The organism is Enterobacter cancerogenus, from assembly GCF_019047785.1.
Classification (GTDB): domain Bacteria; phylum Pseudomonadota; class Gammaproteobacteria; order Enterobacterales; family Enterobacteriaceae; genus Enterobacter; species Enterobacter cancerogenus.
This window is the reverse complement of record NZ_CP077290.1, coordinates 1,361,304-1,381,404: the sequence shown is the minus strand read 5'-3', so window position 1 is coordinate 1,381,404 and position 20,101 is coordinate 1,361,304. Positions and strand designations below refer to the sequence as shown.

The 20,101-nt window shown below is 62.1% G+C and carries 18 protein-coding genes; 11 read left to right on the top strand and 7 right to left on the bottom strand.

The window, feature by feature from the left end; genetic code table 11:
• Nucleotides 1-7 precede the first annotated feature (7 nt).
• The 3 genes from fes to entF are packed head-to-tail and all read left to right on the top strand — an operon-like array spanning nucleotide 8 to nucleotide 5,287.
• Nucleotides 8-1,210 (top strand): enterochelin esterase, encoded by a 1,203-nt coding sequence (gene fes, locus I6L58_RS06460; RefSeq protein WP_088207725.1) that lies wholly within the window; start codon nucleotides 8-10, stop codon nucleotides 1,208-1,210.
• Nucleotides 1,211-1,220: 10 nt separating this feature from the next.
• Nucleotides 1,221-1,433, top strand: coding sequence for an MbtH family protein (locus I6L58_RS06455; RefSeq protein ID WP_088207724.1), 213 nt, complete (start codon nucleotides 1,221-1,223; stop codon nucleotides 1,431-1,433).
• Nucleotides 1,430-5,287: an enterobactin non-ribosomal peptide synthetase EntF gene (entF, locus tag I6L58_RS06450; protein ID WP_088207723.1), complete on the top strand. Its 3,858-nt coding sequence runs from the start codon at nucleotides 1,430-1,432 to the stop codon at nucleotides 5,285-5,287. Before I6L58_RS06455 ends, entF begins: the two co-directional genes overlap by 4 nt.
• A gap of 82 nt (nucleotides 5,288-5,369) precedes the next feature.
• Here the strand turns inward: entF and fepC are convergent, their stop codons facing one another.
• The 3 genes from fepC to fepD are packed head-to-tail and all read right to left on the bottom strand — an operon-like array spanning nucleotide 5,370 to nucleotide 8,154.
• Entirely contained in the window at nucleotides 5,370-6,164 is a 795-nt protein-coding gene (gene fepC, locus I6L58_RS06445; RefSeq protein WP_006177072.1) for an iron-enterobactin ABC transporter ATP-binding protein, read from the bottom strand.
• Complete coding sequence (gene fepG, locus I6L58_RS06440; RefSeq protein WP_088207914.1) at nucleotides 6,161-7,150, bottom strand: iron-enterobactin ABC transporter permease; 990 nt, start codon at nucleotides 7,148-7,150, stop codon at nucleotides 6,161-6,163. The genes fepC and fepG overlap by 4 nt, the downstream gene beginning before the upstream one ends.
• Nucleotides 7,150-8,154 (bottom strand): Fe(3+)-siderophore ABC transporter permease, encoded by a 1,005-nt coding sequence (gene fepD, locus I6L58_RS06435; protein WP_058610628.1) that lies wholly within the window; start codon nucleotides 8,152-8,154, stop codon nucleotides 7,150-7,152. Before fepD ends, fepG begins: the two co-directional genes overlap by 1 nt.
• 108 nt (nucleotides 8,155-8,262) lie before the next feature.
• Here fepD and entS point away from each other — a divergent pair, with 108 nt between their 5' ends.
• A complete protein-coding gene (gene entS / locus I6L58_RS06430; protein WP_088207722.1) occupies nucleotides 8,263-9,498 on the top strand; it encodes an enterobactin transporter EntS in 1,236 nt (411 codons plus the stop codon).
• Between the two features lie 83 nt (nucleotides 9,499-9,581).
• Here entS and fepB read toward each other — a convergent pair whose 3' ends face one another.
• Nucleotides 9,582-10,541: a Fe2+-enterobactin ABC transporter substrate-binding protein gene (fepB, locus tag I6L58_RS06425; protein WP_088207721.1), complete on the bottom strand. Its 960-nt coding sequence runs from the start codon at nucleotides 10,539-10,541 to the stop codon at nucleotides 9,582-9,584.
• A gap of 187 nt (nucleotides 10,542-10,728) precedes the next feature.
• Between fepB and entC the strand changes: the two genes are divergently transcribed.
• Genes entC through entH form a run of 5 tightly spaced genes read left to right on the top strand, consistent with a single transcriptional unit; the run spans nucleotide 10,729 to nucleotide 15,559 of the window.
• Complete coding sequence (gene entC, locus I6L58_RS06420) at nucleotides 10,729-11,904, top strand: isochorismate synthase EntC (protein ID WP_006177078.1); 1,176 nt, start codon at nucleotides 10,729-10,731, stop codon at nucleotides 11,902-11,904.
• Between the two features lie 9 nt (nucleotides 11,905-11,913).
• Complete coding sequence (entE, locus tag I6L58_RS06415) at nucleotides 11,914-13,524, top strand: (2,3-dihydroxybenzoyl)adenylate synthase EntE (RefSeq protein ID WP_088207720.1); 1,611 nt, start codon at nucleotides 11,914-11,916, stop codon at nucleotides 13,522-13,524.
• Between the two features lie 10 nt (nucleotides 13,525-13,534).
• Complete coding sequence (locus I6L58_RS06410) at nucleotides 13,535-14,389, top strand: isochorismatase (RefSeq protein WP_006177080.1); 855 nt, start codon at nucleotides 13,535-13,537, stop codon at nucleotides 14,387-14,389.
• Nucleotides 14,389-15,144, top strand: coding sequence for a 2,3-dihydro-2,3-dihydroxybenzoate dehydrogenase EntA (gene entA, locus I6L58_RS06405; RefSeq protein ID WP_006177081.1), 756 nt, complete (start codon nucleotides 14,389-14,391; stop codon nucleotides 15,142-15,144). Before I6L58_RS06410 ends, entA begins: the two co-directional genes overlap by 1 nt.
• A gap of 1 nt (nucleotide 15,145) precedes the next feature.
• Entirely contained in the window at nucleotides 15,146-15,559 is a 414-nt protein-coding gene (gene entH, locus I6L58_RS06400; RefSeq protein ID WP_006177082.1) for a proofreading thioesterase EntH, read from the top strand.
• A gap of 92 nt (nucleotides 15,560-15,651) precedes the next feature.
• On the opposite strand, the gene I6L58_RS06395 is transcribed toward entH, so the two are convergent.
• A complete protein-coding gene (locus tag I6L58_RS06395) occupies nucleotides 15,652-16,764 on the bottom strand; it encodes a M20 family metallopeptidase (RefSeq protein WP_088207719.1) in 1,113 nt (370 codons plus the stop codon).
• A gap of 288 nt (nucleotides 16,765-17,052) precedes the next feature.
• Here I6L58_RS06395 and cstA point away from each other — a divergent pair, with 288 nt between their 5' ends.
• On the top strand, nucleotides 17,053-19,158 hold the full coding sequence (gene cstA / locus I6L58_RS06390) for a pyruvate/proton symporter CstA (protein ID WP_088207718.1): 2,106 nt from the start codon (nucleotides 17,053-17,055) through the stop codon (nucleotides 19,156-19,158).
• Nucleotides 19,159-19,218: 60 nt separating this feature from the next.
• On the top strand, nucleotides 19,219-19,416 hold the full coding sequence (locus I6L58_RS06385) for a YbdD/YjiX family protein (RefSeq protein ID WP_006177086.1): 198 nt from the start codon (nucleotides 19,219-19,221) through the stop codon (nucleotides 19,414-19,416).
• Here the strand turns inward: I6L58_RS06385 and I6L58_RS06380 are convergent.
• Both I6L58_RS06380 and I6L58_RS06375 read right to left on the bottom strand, forming a co-directional pair.
• Nucleotides 19,413-19,817, bottom strand: a complete 405-nt coding sequence (locus tag I6L58_RS06380) for a helix-turn-helix domain-containing protein (RefSeq protein ID WP_014069279.1) — start codon at nucleotides 19,815-19,817, stop codon at nucleotides 19,413-19,415. The two genes, I6L58_RS06385 and I6L58_RS06380, sit on opposite strands and share 4 nt — an antisense overlap.
• Nucleotides 19,798-20,094, bottom strand: coding sequence for a type II toxin-antitoxin system RelE family toxin (locus tag I6L58_RS06375; RefSeq protein ID WP_058610637.1), 297 nt, complete (start codon nucleotides 20,092-20,094; stop codon nucleotides 19,798-19,800). The genes I6L58_RS06380 and I6L58_RS06375 overlap by 20 nt, the downstream gene beginning before the upstream one ends.
• Nucleotides 20,095-20,101 lie beyond the last annotated feature (7 nt).

Here is a 20,101-nt window from a genome sequence, read left to right as displayed (position 1 = left end):
GGTTATAGTGACGGCGTTAACAACGGGAAGTGAAGCCTGGTGGCAGTCGAAAACCGGGCCGGAGTGGGTTCGCGACGGGGAGAAGTATCGCGTCACGTTCTGGTGGCGCGATCCGGCGGGCACGCAGGCCACATCGGCGACGCAGCGCGTCTGGCTTTATATCACTGGCGTCACCGATCACCATCAAAATGCTCGTCCGCAGTCTCTCGAACGCCTTCCCGATACCGATGTCTGGCAGTGGCAGGGTGAGTTCAGCCGCGAATGGCGCGGCAGCTACTGTTTTATCCCTTCTGATAACGAACACGATTTTGCCGATGCGGTGTTTGCAGGCGAACAGCCGGACCGCATGGCGCTGCGTGAAGGCTGGCGCAAGCTCCTCCCGCACGCGGTATCCGACCCGCTGAACCCGCAGAGCTGGCGCGGCGGGCGCGGTCACGCCGTCTCGGCGCTCGAAATGCCCGAGGCCCCGCTACAGCCGGGCTGGAACCATCCTGAAACGCCTTATACCCAGCCTGTATGTATCGAATGGAACAGCGCGCAGCTGGGCAACCGCCGCCGCGTCTGGATTTTTACCACCGGTGACGCCAGCCCCGAACGCCCGCTGGCGGTGCTGCTCGACGGCCAGTTCTGGGCCGAAAGTATGCCCGTATGGCCTGCGCTGACGGCGCTTACCGCGGCACGCCAGCTGCCGCCTGCGGTTTACGTGCTGATCGACGTCATCGATACCGCGCACCGCAGCCGCGAACTGCCCTGCAACCCTGCGTTCTGGCTGGCCGTGCAGGAAGAGCTTCTCCCGCAGGTGAAAGCCATGACACCCTTTAGCGACCGAGCCGAGCGTACCCTGGTGGCGGGGCAGAGCTTCGGCGGGCTTTCCTCCCTTTATGCGGGCCTGAACTGGCCGCAGCGGTTTGGCTGCGTGCTCAGCCAGTCCGGCTCCTTCTGGTGGCCGCACCGTGGCGCGCAGCAGGACGGGCTGCTTATCGAACAACTCAAAGCGGGTGAAAAAACCGCACACGGGCTGCGCATTGTCCTTGAGGCCGGGCGCAACGAGCCGCTTATCTTCCGCGCAAACCAGGCGATTTACGCCGAACTACAACACACACAGCAACCGGTTATCTGGCGTCAGGTTGACGGCGGACACGATGCGCTTTGCTGGCGCGGTGGGCTGACGCAGGGGCTCATGACCCTCTGGCAGCCGCTTATTCACTAACGGAGTCTGTATGGAATTCAGCAATCCTTTCGATAATCCGCAGGGACAGTTCGCCATTTTGCGTAACGACCAGGCGCAGTACAGCCTGTGGCCGCAGCAGTGCGATCTGCCCGCAGGCTGGCACGTGGTCTGCGAGCCGCAGTCTCAGGAAGCGTGCCAGCACTGGCTGGCCGAACACTGGCAAACCCTTATGCCGTCTCATTTTGCGAAGGAGAGCGTATGAACCGTCTTCCTCTCGTCGCTGCCCAGCCCGGCATCTGGATGGCAGAGCAGCTCTCCTCCCTGCCAAACGCCTGGAGCGTGGCACACTACACCGAGCTTAAGGGCGACATCGACGCGCCGCTGCTGGCAAAAGCCATTGTCGAGGGCATGATGCAGGCCGATACCCTGCGCACGCATTTCACCGAAGATAACGGCGAAGTGTGGCAGTGGGTCGATGAATCGATGATTTTAGCTGCACCGTCCGTAGTGCGCGTCGGTTCGCATGACGAAGCCGTGGCGCTGATGGAGGCCGACCTTCAGCAAAACCTGCGCGTGGACGGCGGCCAGCCGCTGGCGTTTCATCAGCTGATTCAGGCAGGCGAGGGGCATTGGTACTGGTATCAGCGCTATCACCACTTAGTGGTGGATGGCTTCAGTTTCCCGGCCATTACCCGCCAGATCGCCGCGATTTATCGTGCCTGGAAAAACGGTGAAGCTACCCCAGCCTCGCCGTTCACGCCGTTTGCCGAGGTGGTGGAAGAGTATCAGCGCTATCGCGACAGCGACGCATATCAGCGCGACGGTGCCTTCTGGGCCGAACAGCGCAGGCAACTGCCGTCTCCGGTCTCGCTTTCCGCCGCGCCGTTGCCGGGTCGGGCGGCCACCACTGATATTCTGCGACTGAAAATGGTTGCTGACCGCCACGCGTTTAGCCAGCTTGCGCAGGCCGCAGGGCAGGTGCAGCGTACCGATCTGGCGCTTGCGCTGGTGGCCCTGTGGCTGGGCCGCCTGACCGGGCGACTGGACTACGCCGCCGGGTTTATCTTTATGCGCCGCATGGGATCCGCAGCGCTTACCGCCACCGGGCCGGTGCTCAACGTGCTGCCGCTGGCGGTAAATATCGATCCGCAGGCGCGCTTGCCGGAGCTGGCGCTGCGCCTGGCGAACCAGTTAAAAAAAATGCGCCGTCATCAGCGCTACGACGCCGAGCAGATTGTCCGCGACGCCGGGCGTGCGGCGGGAGACGAGGCGCTATTTGGCCCGGTATTGAACGTCAAGGTGTTCGATTACCAGCTGAATATCGACGGCGTGGAGGCCACCACCCACACGCTGGCGACCGGCCCGGTTAACGACCTTGAACTGGCGCTGTTCCCGGACGAGCAAGGGGGGCTGAGCATTGAGATCCTCGCCAATAAACAGCGCTACGATGAGGCGACGCTTAAGCGCCACGTCGCACGCCTGAACGCGATGCTGGCCCAGTTTGCGGCCAATCCGGACCTGCGCTGCGGTGAGGTCGAGACCGTTTCGGAGCCAGAGTACGCACAGCTCGCGCGCATCAACGACACCGGGCATCACGTACCGGCAACCACGCTGGCAGCGCTGGTCGCGGAGCAGGCGAGCAACACGCCGGACGCCCCGGCGCTGGCGGATGCGCACATTGAACTGAGCTATCGCCAGATGCGCGAGCAGGTCGTCGCGCTGGCGAAACTGCTGCGTGAACGCGGCGTGAAGCCGGGCGACAGCGTGGCGGTTGCGCTGCCGCGCTCGGTGTTCCTGACCCTGGCGCTGCACGGCATCGTCGAAGCAGGCGCCGCATGGCTGCCGCTCGATACCGGCTACCCGGACGATCGCCTGCGGATGATGCTGGAGGACGCGAAGCCGTTGCTGCTGATTACCACCGACGAGCAGCTGGCGCGCTTTAGCGATCTGCCCATTGCCTCCTTTAGTTACAACACACTATTGCCGGGCACGGATGTTGAACCTCTGCGGCTGGCGACGCCGGAGCAGACCGCGTACATCATCTTTACCTCCGGTTCGACAGGCCGCCCGAAAGGGGTGATGGTGGGGCATACCGCCATCGTCAACCGCCTGATGTGGATGCAGGATCACTACCCGCTGACCGCGCGCGACGTGGTGGCGCAAAAAACGCCGTGCAGCTTTGACGTGTCGGTGTGGGAGTTCTGGTGGCCATTTATCGCCGGGGCGAAGCTGGTGATGGCCGAGCCGGACGCGCACCGCGATCCGCAGGCGATGCAGCGCTTTTTCGCGCGCTACGGCGTGACCACCACCCACTTTGTGCCGTCTATGCTGGCGGCGTTTGTCGCCTCGCTGACCCCGGAAACCGCTGGCTGCTGTAAAACGCTCGATAAGGTGTTCTGCAGCGGCGAAGCGCTGCCAGCCGGGCTGTGCCGTGAGTGGGAGCAGCTTACCCACGCGCCGCTGCATAACCTCTACGGCCCCACGGAAGCGGCGGTGGACGTGAGCTGGTATCCGGCGTTTGGCCCGGAACTGGCGGCGGTCGAGGGCAACAGCGTGCCGATTGGCTTCCCGGTCTGGAACACCGGGCTGCGTATTCTGGATGCGATGATGCGCCCGGTGCCGTTTGGCGTGGCGGGCGATCTCTATCTTACCGGCATCCAGCTGGCGCAGGGCTATCTTGGCCGCCCGGACCTCACCGCCAGCCGCTTTATTGCCGACCCGTTTGCCCCCGGCGAGCGGATGTACCGCACCGGCGACGTCGCCCGCTGGCTGGAGAACGGCGCGGTGGAATATTTGGGGCGCAGCGACGACCAGCTGAAAATTCGCGGGCAGCGTATTGAGCTGGGCGAAATCGACCGCGCGATGCTGTCGCTGCCGGACGTGGCGCAGGCCGTGGCGCACGCCTGCGTGATCAACCAGGCGGCGGCCACGGGCGGCGATGCCCGTCAGCTGGTGGGCTACGTCGTTTCTGAATCCGGCCTGCCGCTGGATCGCGATGCGCTGCTGGCAGCGTTGAAAGCGCAACTGCCGCCGCACATGGTGCCGGTGGTGCTGCTGCAAATCAGCGCGCTGCCGTTAAGCGCCAACGGCAAGCTGGATCGCAAGGCGCTGCCGCTGCCGGATCTGACCCGTACCGCCTCTGGCCGTGCACCCGAAACGGCAACCGAAATCGCCGTTGCCGAGGCGTTCTCTGCGCTGCTGGGCTGCGAGGTGAACGATATCGAGGCCGATTTCTTTGCCCTCGGCGGACACTCGCTGCTGGCAATGCGCCTGGCGGCACAGCTGAGCCGCACGTGTGAACGCAAGGTCACGCCGGGGCAGATCATGGTTGCCTCGACGGTCGGCAAGCTCAGCGAACTATTGGGATCGCAGATGAGCGACGAGCAGGCGCAGCGTCTGGGGTATGAAACCCTGCTGCCGCTGCGCGAAAGCGACGGCCCGACGCTGTTCTGCTTCCATCCGGCGTCCGGTTTTGCCTGGCAGTTCAGCGTGCTGGCGCGCTATCTCAGCCCGCGCTGGTCGATTATCGGCATTCAGTCCCCACGCCCGAACGGGCCGATGCAGCAGTGTGCGGATCTGGACGGCGTGATTGAACATCACCTGAAGACGTTGCGTAAGCAGCAGCCGCAAGGGCCGTACTACCTGTTTGGCTACTCGCTGGGTGGCACGCTGGCGCAGGGCATTGCCGCGCGCCTTTGCGAGCAAGGTGAAGCGGTGGCGTTCCTCGGCCTGCTCGATACCTGGCCGCCGGAAACCCAGAACTGGGCGGAGAAAGAGGCCAACGGTCTGGATCCGGACGTGCTGGCTGAAATCGAGCGCGAGCGCCAGGCGTTTATCGCCGCGCAGCAGGGGCAAGGCTCCAGCGAACTGTTTAACGCCATTGAAGGCAACTACGCCGATGCGGTGCGGCTGCTCACCACGGCGCACAGCTCGCGGTTTGATGGCAAAGCGACGCTGTTTGTCGCCGAGCGCACGCGAACGATGGATCCGCAGGTCGCCTGGGCACCGTGGGTGGGTGAGCTGGAGGTCTACAGCCAGGACTGCGCCCACGTGGATATCATTTCACCGCAGGCGTTTGAGGGGATAGGACCGGTGTTGAAGGGGATATTGGGGTAGAGCATATGCCCGGTGGCGCTGTGCTTACCGGGCCTACGGGGGAAAAATGTAGGCCGGGTAAGGCAAAGCCGCCACCCGGCGTTTACCGCCGACCCAGCGGCACCACCAGCGGCGTACCCGCCACCGGATCCTCAATAATCATGCAGCGCATGCCGTAGATCCGCGCGATCAGATCCGGCGTCACAATCTCTTTCGGCGCGCCCTGCGCCACGATCTCGCCGTCGCGCAGCGCAATCAGGTGCGTGGCGTAGCGGCATGCCTGATTCAGGTCGTGCAGCACCGCCGCCAGGGTATAACCCTGCGTGCGGTTCAGATCGCTCAACAGCTCCAGCAGGTCAATCTGATGGCTGATATCCAGCCACGTCGTCGGTTCGTCCAGCAGCATGATCGACGTCTCCTGCGCGAGAACCATCGCAATCCACGCGCGCTGGCGCTGGCCGCCGGAGAGGGTATCCACGCTCTGCTGAGCAAGATCGGTGATGCCCGTTGCGCGCATGGCCCGGTTGACCGCGTCGTCATCCTCTTTGCGCCAGCGGGTGAACAGCGGCTGGTGCGGGTAGCGCCCGCGCGAGACCAGCTCCTGCACCGTGATGTCGCCCGGCGTCGTCGCGTTTTGTGCCAGCAGCCCAATGCGTCTGGCCACTTCTTTGCTGGCGAAGCGCTGGATCTGCTCCCCATCGAGGAACACGCTGCCCGCCACCGGCGTCATCAGGCGGCTGAGGGTGCGCAGCAGGGTCGATTTACCGCAGCCGTTGGGGCCGATAATCGCCGTAAAGTGACCGTCCGGAATGGCGACGGTCAGGTCCCGGGCAACGATCTTTTTGCCATAGCCGAGGGTTAAATTTTCGCCGCGCAAGCGGGGGGTTGAGTCTGTCATTTCTTGCGTGACTCCTGAACGAGCAAGACGATGAGGTAAATCCCGCCAAGGCTGACGGTCACTACCCCCACCGGAAGTTGATACGGCATAAACAGCTGCTGGGCGCAGAGATCGGCGGCCAGCAGCAAAAGCGATCCGCACAGCGCTGCCTGGGTTAAGCCCCAGCGCGCGGTGCCGCTGACGCGCCGCGCTATGTGCGGGGCCACCAGCGCGATAAACGAAATCGGCCCGGCGATGGCGGTGGCGGCGGCGGTGAGCAACACGGCGACCAGCATCAGCAGCAGGCGTGAGCGCTCGACGCCCACCCCGAGTGCGCTCGCGGTGTCGTCGCCCATCTCCAGCAGACGCATACGCCGCACCAGCAGCAGCGCGCCGATGAACATCAGTAAAATCAGCGGCGCGGCGGGCCAGACTTTGCCCCACGTCAGGCCGTTAAGCGAACCGGCGTACCACAGCCCGGCGGAGACCGCGGTCTCCAGCGAGGCCTGTAACAGCAGCCAGGTGTTGAACGCCATCAGCATGGCGCGGATGCCGATGCCGATGATGATCAGCCGGAAGGTGTCGATGCCGTTGCGCCAGGCCAGCGCCCAGATAAGCAGCGAGGTTAAAATCCCCCCGGCCATTGCCGTAAAGGTGATGGCCGTCAGGTGCTGACCAAACAGCACCATCGCTACCAGCACGCCGCTCCACGCCCCGGTATTAAGGCCCATCACGTCCGGGCTGCCGAGGGGGTTGCGCATCAGCGACTGGAAAATCGCGCCGCTGACTCCGAGCGCCGCGCCGACGAGGATCGCCATCGCTACCCGCGGCAGTCGCCACTCCGTGACCACCATCGTGATATTCCGCGGCGCGCTGCCGAACAGGGCATGTAAGACCTGTGTGAAATCGAGCGTCACCGCGCCGCTGCGCAGGCTCCAGGCCGCAAGCAGCACGATGGCGACCGCCAGCAGAGACACGCTGACCGTTAAACGACGGGACGGGGCCATCATGCGCCACCTCCGCGCCTGCGGCGGACAAGGAATATCAGCACCGGCGCGCCGATAAAGGCGCTCACCACCGAAACGCGCAGTTCGCCGGGCACCAGTACGCGCCCCAGAATATCGGCGAACAGCAACAGGGCCGGGGTTGCCAGCAGGGTGACGGGCAACGACCAGCGGTGATCGGCCCCCACCAGCCAGCGCGCCATGTGCGGCATCATCAGGCCGATAAAGGCAATCGGGCCGACCACCGCCGTGGCGCTACCGCACAGGACGGTAATCGCCAGTAAGCCGATTAACTGCGTGCGCGCCACGCGGTTGCCAAGCGCGGTTGCGGTGTCGCTGCCAAGACTCAGGCTGTTCAGCGCCCGGCTTAAAAATAGCGCCACGGCGGCGGCAATGATCACCGGGATCACCACCACGCTGAGCGTTTCCAGGGTGCGGATATCCAGCGAACCAGCCTGCCAGAAGCGTAATTGATCGTAGACGTCGGGGTTAAGCAGGGCGATGCCGTTAGATAACCCTTCCAGCACCGCCGCCAGCGCCACGCCTGCAAGGGTTAAGCGCACCGGGCTAAGCTGGCCGCCGCCCTGGCTGCCGGTAAAGGCGACCACCAGCGAGGCCGCCAGTGCGCCGCAAAAGGCCATCACCAGCTGTTCTGACGGTGAAGTGAAGCCGAACAGCGCCGCGCCAAGCACGATGGCAAAGCTGGCACCGGCGTTCACGCCGAGAATACCGGGGTCGGCTAATGGATTACGGGTAAGGGTTTGCATCAGGGCACCGGCAAGGCCGAGGGCGCCGCCCGCCAATAGCCCGGCAAGGGTGCGGGGTAAACGGGCATCAAGCACGATAATGCAGTCGGCGCTCTGACAGCTGCCGGACAGCGCATCAACAATCACCGACGCGGGAAGCGGCTTCGCGCCGACCAGCAGGCTGAGTGCCATCGCGAGGAGTAACAGCAGCAATAAAACGGGCACGGCAATGGCGCGCACCGCAGAAGAGGAAAACGACATAGCAACATCCATGATTTGATAATGATAGTAATTATCGTTATCTATCTTATTTGGCTATGTTAGCATGTGCCGCCATGAAATTGGTAGAAATACACTCAAGGCCTTGTCATGAATCAAAAATCCTGGCTGCTCAATCTAAGCCTGCTGAAGACTCACCCGGCGTTTCGTGCCGTCTTTATCGCCCGCTTTATCTCGATTTTATCTCTCGGCCTGCTCGGCGTGGCCGTGCCGGTACAGATCCAGGCCATGACCCACTCCAGCTGGCTGGTGGGGTTGTCCGTCACCTTAACCGGCGGGGCGATGTTTATCGGCCTGATGGTCGGCGGCGTGCTGGCGGACCGCTACGAGCGTAAAAAGCTGATCCTGCTGGCGCGCGGGACCTGCGGGGTGGGGTTTGTCGGGCTGTGTCTGAACGCCATGCTGCCGGAGCCATCGCTGATCGCGATTTACGCGCTGGGGCTATGGGACGGCTTCTTTGCCTCGTTAGGCGTGACGGCGCTGCTGGCGGCCACGCCTGCGCTGGTGGGGCGCGAGAATCTGATGCAGGCCGGGGCGATCACCATGCTTACCGTGCGTCTCGGTTCGGTAATTTCGCCAATGGTGGGGGGATTATTGCTCGCCACCGGCAACGTGGCATGGAACTACGGGCTGGCAGCGGCGGGGACCTTTATCACCACGCTGACGCTGCTGCGTCTGCCGCAGTTGCCGCCGCCGCCGCAGCCGCGCGAGCACCCGTTGAAATCGCTGATGGCGGCGATCCGCTTTCTGTTCAGCAACCCGCTGATTGGCGGCATTGCGTTGATTGGCGGCCTGCTGACGATGGCGAGCGCGGTGCGTGTGCTGTATCCGGCGCTGGCGGGCGAGTGGCAGATGAGCGCTTCGGAGATGGGTATATTATATGCGGCGATCCCGCTCGGCGCGGCCTGTGGCGCGCTGACCAGTGGAAATCTGGCGCACAGCGCGCGGCCAGGGCTGATCGTGCTGCTGGCGACCCTGGCGGCGTTTATCGCGATTGGCTTCTTCAGCCTGATGCCGGTGTGGGCGCTGGGCGTGCTGTGTCTGGTCATTTTCGGCTGGCTTAGCGCAATCAGTTCGCTGCTGCAGTACACCCTGATCCAGACCCAGACGCCGGAAGGGATGCTGGGCCGCATCAACGGCCTGTGGACCGCGCAGAACGTGACGGGCGATGCGATTGGCGCGGCGATCCTCGGGGGATTAGGCTCGATGATGACCCCGGTGGCGTCGGCGAGCAGCAGCGGGTTTGCATTAGCCCTTGTTGGCGGGATTTTAGTGCTGGCGCTGGTGGAGTTGCGGCGGTTCAGGCAGGAGAGTGCTCCGGCGTGATTTGCCGGGTGGCGGCTTCGCCTTACCCGGCCTACATTTTGCACCCGCAGGCCCGGTAAGCGAAGCGCCACCGGGCGCAGGCATTACCCAAAAATTGCCTCTAAACGCTGCAACACCAGCATCGCGCTGTAATAATCCAGGCGGAATGTTTCCGTGCCCAGCGCCCAGACGCGCTTGTTTTTCACCGACGGTAAATGGGCCAGCAGCGGATTGGCGTAAATCGCCTCTACATCCTTCTGGTCACCGGCAAACAGGAATAACCCTTCACCGTTCAACCCCGTCGCCAGGTTTTCTCCCCCCAGCTGAATAATGTCGTGGCGTTTACCCTGGCTTTTGGAGGTTTGCAGCCCGGCGGGGAGGTCGGCCAGCGTAAAGCCCAGCTGGTGCAGCAGCTTGCCCTGCGCGGATTCCGGGGTCCACAGGTTGGCGCTGTGCGCGGCGGCTGTGTAAACGATGGCGTTCACCGGCTGCGGCGGCAGCGTCATCTGCTGTTTCACCTGCGCGAGCTGTTTATCAAACGCGGCGATGCGTCCGGCGGCCTGCTTTTCCTGACCGGTAATGGTCCCCAGCTGTGTCAGCAGTTCCTGCCAGCTCTTGTCGTCGTAGTTAATGACAAGCGTCGGCGCGATGGCGGAAAGCTGGTCGTAAAGCGCCAGCGCGGAATCCCCGCCGGTGGCGCTGATCAGGATCAGGTCCGGCATCTGGGCCGCTATCGCTTCGGCGCTCGGCTCGCCAATGTATAACCGCGCGAGCTTACGTTGTCTGGCGACATCCCCCCACTGACGCAGAAAGCCCTGCGCATCGGCCACGCGGTTGTTTGGCGTAGTGGCTCCGCTGGCAACCACCGGCGCGTCAATCGCCAGCAGGGAGCCGGTTAAGGTCACGCTGGTAGAGACAATGCGCGTTGGTTTGCTCTCAAGGGTGTGAACGCCGTGGCTGTCGCTCACTTGACGAGGCCAGTCGGCGGCGGCAGCTGAGGTTAGTCCTAAAACAAAAAGTGCTGTTAAAAGAAGGGTATTACGGCAAATGGCAGGGAATTTCACAACGCGGCATCCTGTTTTTGTTGAAGTTAATGCTTCTCATTTTCATGATTGCGCGAGAGGGATGCAAGCGTTAGTCGCACAAGTTGCTTGCTCTGCGGTTGACACCGGGGCGCTGTGCGATTAGGTTAGCCGTCGAAAATATAAATGATAATCATTATTACTGCTTTTATCATTTTAGGAGGATGATATGGATACGTCATTGGCTGAGGACATCCAGCACACCGCGACCACGCTGCAATCAGACAGCTTTTTCTTTATGTCGCCTTATCGCAGTTTTACCACCTCAGGCTGTTTTGCCCGTTTCGCTGAGTCTGCCGTCGGCGGCGACGATCCGGCAGGCCATTTCCAGCAAAAATTAGCCCAGGCTTTCGGGCACGCAAAAGCCAGCGGCATTGCCCATCCGATCATGGTGGGTGCCATCCCGTTCGATACCCGCAAACCGTCGTCCCTGTTTATCCCACAGCGCTGGCAGACCTTCTCTCGCCCGGCGCGCCAGCAGTCTTCCCGCTATTTCTCCGGCGCACAGACGCTGAACGTGGAAAAGCGCACCGAGATCCCTGCTCAGCCCGTGTTTGAAGAGATGGTCGCCCGCGCTGCGGCGCTAACCGCGACCCCGCAGGTGAATAAGGTCGTGCTGTCGCGCCTGATTGATATCGAGACCGACAAAACCATTGATAGCGGTGCGCTGCTTGAGCGTTTGATCGCACAGAACCCGGCAAGCTTTAACTTCCACGTTCCGCTGGAGGACGGCGGTGTGCTGCTTGGCGCCAGCCCGGAGCTGCTGCTGCGCAAAGAGGGCGCGCACTTTAGCTCGCTGCCGCTGGCAGGCTCCGCGCGCCGTCAGCCGGACGATGTGCTGGATCGCGAGGCGGGCAACAAGCTGCTGGCCTCTGAAAAAGACCGCCACGAGCACGACCTGGTAACCCAGGCGATGAACGCCATTCTGGCACCGCGCAGCCATCAGCTGACCATGCCGTCTTCTCCGCAGTTGATCACCACGCCGACGCTGTGGCACCTGGCTACCCCGATTGAAGGCGAAGCGCGTGAAAACGAAAACGCCCTGACTCTGGCCTGCCTGCTGCACCCGACCCCTGCGCTGAGCGGTTTCCCGCATCAGGCGGCTAAACAGCTGATCGCCGAGCTGGAGCCGTTTGACCGCGAGCTGTTCGGCGGCATCGTTGGCTGGTGCGACAGCGAAGGTAACGGCGAGTGGGTGGTGACCATCCGCTGCGCGCGCCTGCATGAAAATACCGTTCGCCTGTTTGCCGGTGCGGGCATTGTGCCTGCCTCCTCGCCGGTGGGTGAGTGGCGTGAAACCGGAGTGAAACTCTCCACCATGCTCAACGTATTTGGCTTGCACTAAGGACGCATCATGACCATTCCCTTTACCCGCTGGCCCGAGGATTTTGCCCGACGCTACCGTGAGAAAGGCTACTGGCAGGATCTGCCGCTGACCCACATCCTGACGGATCAGGCCAACAATGACGCCGTGGCCATCATTGACGGCGAGCGTCGGCTGACCTATCGCGCGTTCAATCAGCAGGTCAACAACCTGGCCTCTGCGCTACAGGCTCAGGGGATCGTGCGCGGTGAAACGGCGCTCGTTCAGCTGGGCAACGTGGCTGAGTTTTACATCACCTTCTTCGCCTTGCTGCAAATCGGCGTTGCGCCGGTTAACGCGCTCTTTAGCCATCAGCGCAGCGAGCTGAACGCCTACGCCGCGCAGATTAAACCGGCGGTGCTGATTGCCGATCGCCATCACCCGCTGTTTGCCGATGAAGCGTTTCTCAATACCTTCGTGGACGAACACCGCTCGGTCCGCGTGGTGCTGCTGCGCGGCGATAAAGGCGAACATGCGCTGGAAACGGCGATTGCGCGCCCGGCGGATAATTTCATTCCGACCCCGACGCCTGCCGATGAGGTCGCGTTCTTTCAGCTCTCCGGTGGTAGCACCGGCACGCCGAAGCTGATCCCGCGTACGCACAACGACTACGATTACAGCATTCGTCGCAGCAACGAGATTTGCGGCATCACCGCCGATACCCGTTACCTGAACGCGCTGCCCGCGGCGCATAACTACGCCATGAGCTCGCCGGGATCGCTCGGCATCTTCACCGCTGGCGGCTGCGTGGTGCTGGCAAATGACCCAAGCGCTACGCTCTGTTTCCCGCTGATTGAACAGCATCAGATCAACGTCACCTCGCTGGTTCCGCCTGCGGTCAGCCTGTGGCTACAGGCGATTGCCGAAGGGGCGGGGAATGCGCAGCTGCGGTCTTTAACGCTGTTACAGGTTGGCGGCGCTCGTCTGTCTGCCACCCTTGCCGCGCGTATCCCCGCCGAAATTGGCTGCCAGCTTCAGCAGGTGTTCGGCATGGCCGAGGGGCTGGTGAACTACACCGCGCTCGACGATACGCCGGAGCGCATCATGAATACTCAGGGCCGCCCGATGTGCCCGGACGACGAAGTGTGGGTGGCGGACGAGCACGGTAATCCGTTGCCGCGCGGAGAAGTCGGACGTTTGATGACGCGCGGGCCGTACACCTTCCGCGGCTATTTCAACAGCCCGGAGCACAACGCCAGCGCCTTTGACGCCGACGGTTTTTACTGCTCCGGCGACCTGATCGCCATCGACGAACAGGGCTATATCACCGTGCAGGGGCGCGAGAAAGATCAGATCAACCGCGGGGGCGAGAAGATCGCCGCTGAGGAGATCGAGAACCTGCTCCTGCGCCACGAGTCGGTGATCCACGCAGCCCTGGTGAGCATGGAAGACAGCCTGCTCGGCGAGAAAAGCTGCGCGTATCTGGTGGTCAAACAGCCGCTGCGCGCGGTCGAGGTGCGTCGCTTCCTGCGCGAGCAGGGCGTTGCCGAATTCAAACTGCCGGACCGCGTGGAGAGCGTTGACGCGCTTCCGTTAACGCCGGTCGGTAAAGTCGATAAGAAACAGCTGCGCCTGTGGCTCGCGGAACGCGCACAGGGCTGAGGAAAAAAATATGGCTATCCCAAAATTAACCGCTTACGCGCTGCCAACCGCCGCAGACCTGCCGAACAACAAAGTGAACTGGGCCTTTGAGCCAGAGCGCGCCGCGCTGCTGATCCATGATATGCAGGAATACTTCCTGAACTTCTGGGGCGAAAACAGCGCAATGATGGCGCAGGTGGTGGCGAACATCGCGAGACTTCGCGATTACTGCAAAGAACACAACATCCCGGTTTACTACACCGCCCAGCCGAAAGAGCAGAGCGACGAAGACCGTGCCCTGCTGAACGACATGTGGGGGCCGGGCCTGACCCGTTCGCCGGAGCAGCAGCGAATCGTCGCTGAACTGACGCCGGATGAAGCCGATACAGTGCTGGTGAAGTGGCGCTACAGCGCGTTCCACCGCTCGCCGCTGGAGCAGATGCTCAAGGAGACCGGCCGCAACCAGCTGCTGATCACCGGCGTTTACGCGCACATCGGCTGCATGACCACCGCCACCGACGCGTTTATGCGCGACATCAAGCCGTTTTTCATCGCCGATGCGCTGGCAGATTTCACCCGTGACGAGCACCTGATGTCGCTCAGGTATGTGGCAGGGCGTTCCGGTCGCGTGGTGATGACCGACGAACTGCTGCCGTCCGTTCCGGCTTCGAAAGCCGCGCTGCGTGAGCTTATCCTGCCGCTGCTGGACGAATCCGACGAGCCGATGGATGACGAAAACCTGATCGACTACGGCCTGGACTCGGTGCGCATGATGGCGCTGGCGGCGCGCTGGCGCAAAGTGCATGGCGACATCGACTTCGTGATGCTGGCGAAAAACCCGACCCTTGATGCCTGGTGGGCGTTGCTTTCCCGCGAGGTGAAGTGATGGCGGGATTTGATTTTACCGGCAAAACCGTCTGGGTTACGGGCGCGGGTAAGGGCATTGGCTACGCGACGGCGCAGGCCTTCGCGGAGGCCGGCGCACAGGTTACCGGGTTCGATCTGGCGTTTACCCGGACGCATTATCCGTTTGCCACTGAAACGCTGGACGTGGCCGACGCCGCGCAGGTTAAAGCGGTGTGCGGACGGTTGCTGCAGAGCACCGCGCGTCTTGACGTTCTGGTGAACGCCGCCGGGATCCTGCGCATGGGCGCGACTGACCAGCTCTCGCAGGAGGACTGGCAGCAGACCTTCGCGGTCAACGTCGGTGGTGCGTTCAACCTGTTTCAGCAGACGATGGACACGTTCCGTCGCCAGCAGGGCGGGGCGATTGTCACCGTAGCGTCTGACGCGGCGCACACTCCACGCATCGGAATGAGCGCCTACGGTGCCTCGAAGGCGGCGCTGAAAAGCCTGGCCCTCACCGTCGGGCTGGAACTGGCGGGCAGCGGCGTGCGCTGTAACCTGGTTTCCCCAGGCTCCACGGATACCGATATGCAGCGCACCCTGTGGACCAGCGACGATGCTGAACGCCAGCGTATCCGTGGCTTTGGCGAGCAGTTCAAGCTTGGCATTCCGCTGGGTAAAATCGCCCGTCCGCAGGAGATCGCCAGCACCGTGCTGTTCCTGGCGTCCGATGCCGCAAGCCATATCACCCTGCAGGATATCGTGGTGGACGGCGGCTCCACGCTGGGGGCGTAAGATGATCTGGAAACGTCATTTGTCGCTTGAGGCACTGAACGCCACCAGTCAGAACACGATGGTGGCGCATCTGGGCATTGTCTATACCCGCCTTGGTGATGACAGCCTGGAAGCTGAGATGCCGGTGGACGCCCGCACCCATCAGCCGTTTGGCCTGCTGCACGGCGGAGCCTCCGCTGCGCTTGCGGAGACGCTCGGTTCTATGGCCGGGTTCCTGATGACCCGCGACGGGCAGAACGTGGTGGGAACGGAGCTGAACGCCACGCACCACCGCGCCGTGGCGCAGGGCAAGGTGCGCGGCGTGTGTCAGCCGCTGCATCTGGGGCGCACCAGCCAGAGCTGGGAAATCGTGGTGTTCGACGAGCAGGGACGGCGCTGCTGTACGTGCCGGTTGAGCACGATGGTGCTGGGGTAGGGTTGGGCCTGAATTGCCGGGTGGCGGCTTCGCCTTACCCGGCCTCCATGCAGAGGGTAGGCCCGGTAAGCGAAGCGCCACCGGGCGGTGCCTTACAGCATCGAAACAACCCGTTTCAGCAACCGGATCCGCGGCTCAATCGACGCTTTATCCAGCCACTCCGCCGGGCTGTGGAAGCCTGCGCCAATCGGCCCTAAGCCGTCGAGCGTCGGAATGCCGAGCGCCGCGGTATGGTTGGCGTCGCTGCCGCCGCCGACCGCCTGCCAGGTGATGGCGATGTTTTCTTCTTTCCCCGCGTTCTCAACGAGTTGCATCAGCTGCTGAGTTGACTCCCCGGCCGCCATGGCTGGCTTATGATTCACGCGGCTTAGGGTGGTGGTCACGCCCTCTAAAAAGCCTTTTTCGCACAGCGCTTCAAGCGCCTGATTCACCCGGTCGTATTCATCGTTTTCCCAGAAACGCACGTCGAGTTCAGCCGTGGCGCTGTCGGCCACCACGTTGGCCGCGCTGCCGCCGTTAATAACCCCGACGTTCAGGGTGGTGCCGCGCGTCCATTCGGTGAGCGAATTTATTGCGGTAATCGCGTGTGCCAGCGCGGTGATGGCCGAGCGGCCTTTTTCCGGATCGTTACCCGCGTGCGCCGCCACGCCGCTAAAGGTGAGGTAATAGCCCGCCATGCCTTTGCGCGCCTTCACCAGCGAGCCGTCGGCGCGGGCCGCTTCGCACACCAGCACGCAGCGAGCGCGTTTTGCCAGCCCGCCGATCCATTCATGGGAATAGACCGAGCCGGTCTCTTCGTCCGGGTTCATCGCCACCGCAATCGACAGACGATCCTTGTCCGCCGCGTCCAGCGCGCGCATTGCCCACAATATATTCAGAAGACCGCTCTTCATATCCGATACGCCGGGGCCGTACAGCCGCGTCTCATCCTCGCGCATCGGGCGTTCGGCCACGGTGCCGGGGGCAAACACGGTATCGAGATGGCCAACCAGCAGCACGTCAAACTGCTCCGCTCCGGGACGGTTGCTGACAAACACGCCGGGGCCGACCTTGTCGCCCAGATTAACCTGCTCGGTGTGCCAGCCTTCGCGCTGCCAGAGCGCCTCAATAATGCCTGCCACGGTGGCGACCCCGGCGACGGTCTGGGTGCCGCAGTCGACGTTTACCAGGGTTTTCAACTCTTCAATGTATTGGTCAAGATTCATGTTCACGTCCTGTTCAGAAATGATGTGCATCAGCAGCTCGGTAAAAACGTTGCGTCATTCTGGCCGGGTTACGTGCAAAAAAAATGATACAAATCATCCCGTAATAACGCGCCTGGCTGAAAAAGGTAAAAGTGTGACCGCTGACGGCGCGAAAGTGATCGGCTTAACACTGTGGTGTAAATGTCTGGTATGACCCCACATTATTGCGTTTCAGAGTTGTTAAATTTTGGCGGGTGTTCTAGAAACAAAATGTAACATCTCACTGTTTCACAACAACGGACACCAACTATGAACAACTCAGGGAAATACCTTCTGTGGGCAGGGCTCTCCGTTGTGGGAGCCTTTGCCCTGGGCTATATCGCCCTCAATCGGGGGGAGCAGATCAACGCGCTGTGGATCGTCGTCGCCTCCGTCTGCATTTATCTGATCGCGTATCGTTTTTATGGCCGCTATATCGCTAAAAACGTGCTGAGCGTGGACAGCACGCGCATGACACCAGCGGTGCGCCATAACGACGGGCTGGACTACGTGCCGACCGACAAAAAAGTGCTGTTTGGTCACCATTTCGCGGCCATTGCCGGGGCAGGGCCGCTGGTGGGGCCGGTGCTGGCGGCGCAGATGGGCTACCTGCCAGGGATGATCTGGATCCTCGCGGGCGTGGTGCTGGCCGGGGCGGTGCAGGACTTCATGGTGTTGTTCGTCTCTACGCGCCGCGACGGACGTTCGCTGGGCGAGCTGGTGAAAGAGGAGATGGGAGCCACTGCCGGGGTGATTGCCCTGGTGGCGACCTTTATGATTATGGTGATCATCCTGGCGGTGCTGGCGATGATCGTGGTGAAAGCGCTGACCCACAGCCCGTGGGGAACCTACACCGTGGCCTTTACCATTCCGCTGGCGCTGTTCATGGGGATCTACATTCGCTATCTGCGCCCGGGGCGAATTGGCGAAGTGTCGGTGATTGGCCTGGTGTTCCTGGTGTTCGCCATTATCTCCGGCGGCTGGGTAGCGGAAAGCCCCACCTGGGCGCCGTGGTTTGACTTCACCGGCGTGCAGCTGACGTGGATGCTGGTGGGCTATGGCTTTGTGGCGGCGGTGCTGCCGGTGTGGCTGCTGCTGGCCCCGCGCGACTATCTCTCCACGTTCCTGAAAATCGGCACGATTGTCGGGCTGGCGATCGGCATTCTGATTATGCGCCCGACCCTGACCATGCCCGCATTAACCAAATTCATCGACGGTACCGGCCCGGTCTGGACCGGCAACCTGTTCCCGTTCCTGTTTATCACCATTGCCTGCGGAGCGGTGTCGGGCTTCCATGCCCTGATTGCCTCCGGCACCACGCCGAAGATGCTGGCGAATGAAAATCAGGCCTGCCTGATTGGCTACGGCGGTATGCTGATGGAGTCCTTCGTGGCGATCATGGCGCTGGTCTCCGCCTGTATTATCGACCCGGGCGTTTACTTTGCGATGAACAGCCCGATGGCGGTGCTGGCCCCTGCCGGAACCGTGGACGTGGTGGCTTCTGCTGCGCAGGTAGTCAGCGGCTGGGGCTTTGCGATTACCCCTGAAACGCTGACGCACATCGCGAATGAGGTGGGGGAACAGTCGATCATCTCCCGAGCGGGCGGCGCACCGACGCTGGCGGTGGGGATGGCCTACATTCTGCACGGCGCGCTGGGCGGGCTGATGGATGTCTCGTTCTGGTATCACTTTGCGATCCTGTTTGAAGCGCTGTTTATCCTGACCGCGGTGGACGCAGGCACGCGCGCGGCGCGCTTTATGCTGCAGGATCTGCTGGGCGTGATTTCGCCGAACCTGAAGCGTACCGACGCCCTCCCGGCCAACCTGCTGGCGACGGCGCTGTGCGTGCTGGCGTGGGGCTACTTCCTCCATCAGGGAGTGGTCGATCCGCTGGGCGGGATTAACACCCTGTGGCCGCTGTTCGGCATCGCCAACCAGATGCTGGCGGGGATGGCGCTGATGCTCTGTGCGGTGGTTCTGTTCAAAATGAAGCGCCAGCGCTATGCGTGGGTGGCCCTCCTGCCAACCGCGTGGCTGCTGATTTGTACCCTGACGGCAGGCTGGCAGAAAGCCTTCAGCCCGGATAACAAGGTAGGCTTCCTGGCGATTGCCAACAAGTTCCAGGCGATGATCGACAGCGGTAAAATCCCGGCGCAGTACACCGAATCGCAGCTGTCGCAGCTGGTGTTTAACAACCGTCTGGACGCCGGGCTGACCATCTTCTTTATGGTGGTGGTTGTGGTGCTGGCGTTGTATTCTCTGAAAACCGCGCTGGCGGCCCTGAAAGTGGACAAGCCGACGGCGAAAGAGACGCCGTACGAGCGGATGCCTGAGAACCTGGATGAGATTGTGACCCAGGCGAAAGGGGCGCATTAACCTGTGTGCCGGGTGGCGGCTCCGCCTTACCCGGCCTACATTTCCTGTGAGACCAGAATAATGTTCGACACCCTCTCCAAAGCTGGTAAGTACCTGGGCCAGGCCGCCAAAATGATGATTGGCGTGCCGGACTACGACAACTACGTCGAGCATATGCGCGTCACCCATCCGGACCAGACGCCGATGACCTACGAAGAATTTTTCCGCGATCGTCAGGACGCCCGCTACGGCGGCAAGGGCGGGGCGAAGTGCTGTTAACCCTCTTTCGGTAAATAGAGGCTGATCTGCTCCTGCTTACAGCCGTAAATGGCCGCCAGCTTTTCGCGGGTGCGCTTTTGCGGGCGCGAGTCGATGGCCTCAAGCTGCGACACGGCGGACTGGCTGATGCCGAGTTTCTCCGCCACCTCCTGCTGTGATAACCCGCAATGGATGCGCCACGCGGCCTGCAGGCTGACGTTCTGCCAGGTCATGATGCTGCACACTTCACCGGGCAATTCAACGTCATCCAGACTATCGTGTTCGACTTCAATATCCTCCAGATCGTCGTCGGTTTCGTCGTCAATCTCAGCCATCTGCAAGCACATGCGGAAGTATTCGTGATAAGGAATAACCACGTACTGCGTTTTACCGTTATCGTCCTTAATTAGCTGAACAGCCATAGGTGGCTTTCTCCTCGTGCAGGTAAGTTGTTGATGTTCTGCGTTTGATGGCCAGAACATAACAATGGTCATCGGGATCGTCCCGAAGCGTATAGATGATGCGGTAATCGCCAACGCGAAGCCGGAAATGATTTTCTGCCGTCGATATTTTTTTGATATCGGGCCGGGGAGCCGAGCTGTCATCCAGTTCGGTAAGCTTTACCTCAATGCGGCGCTGATACCGCTCGTCAATTCTGGAAAAAGCCTTTTTTGCACCATTAGACCAGACAATCTTCATCCGTACC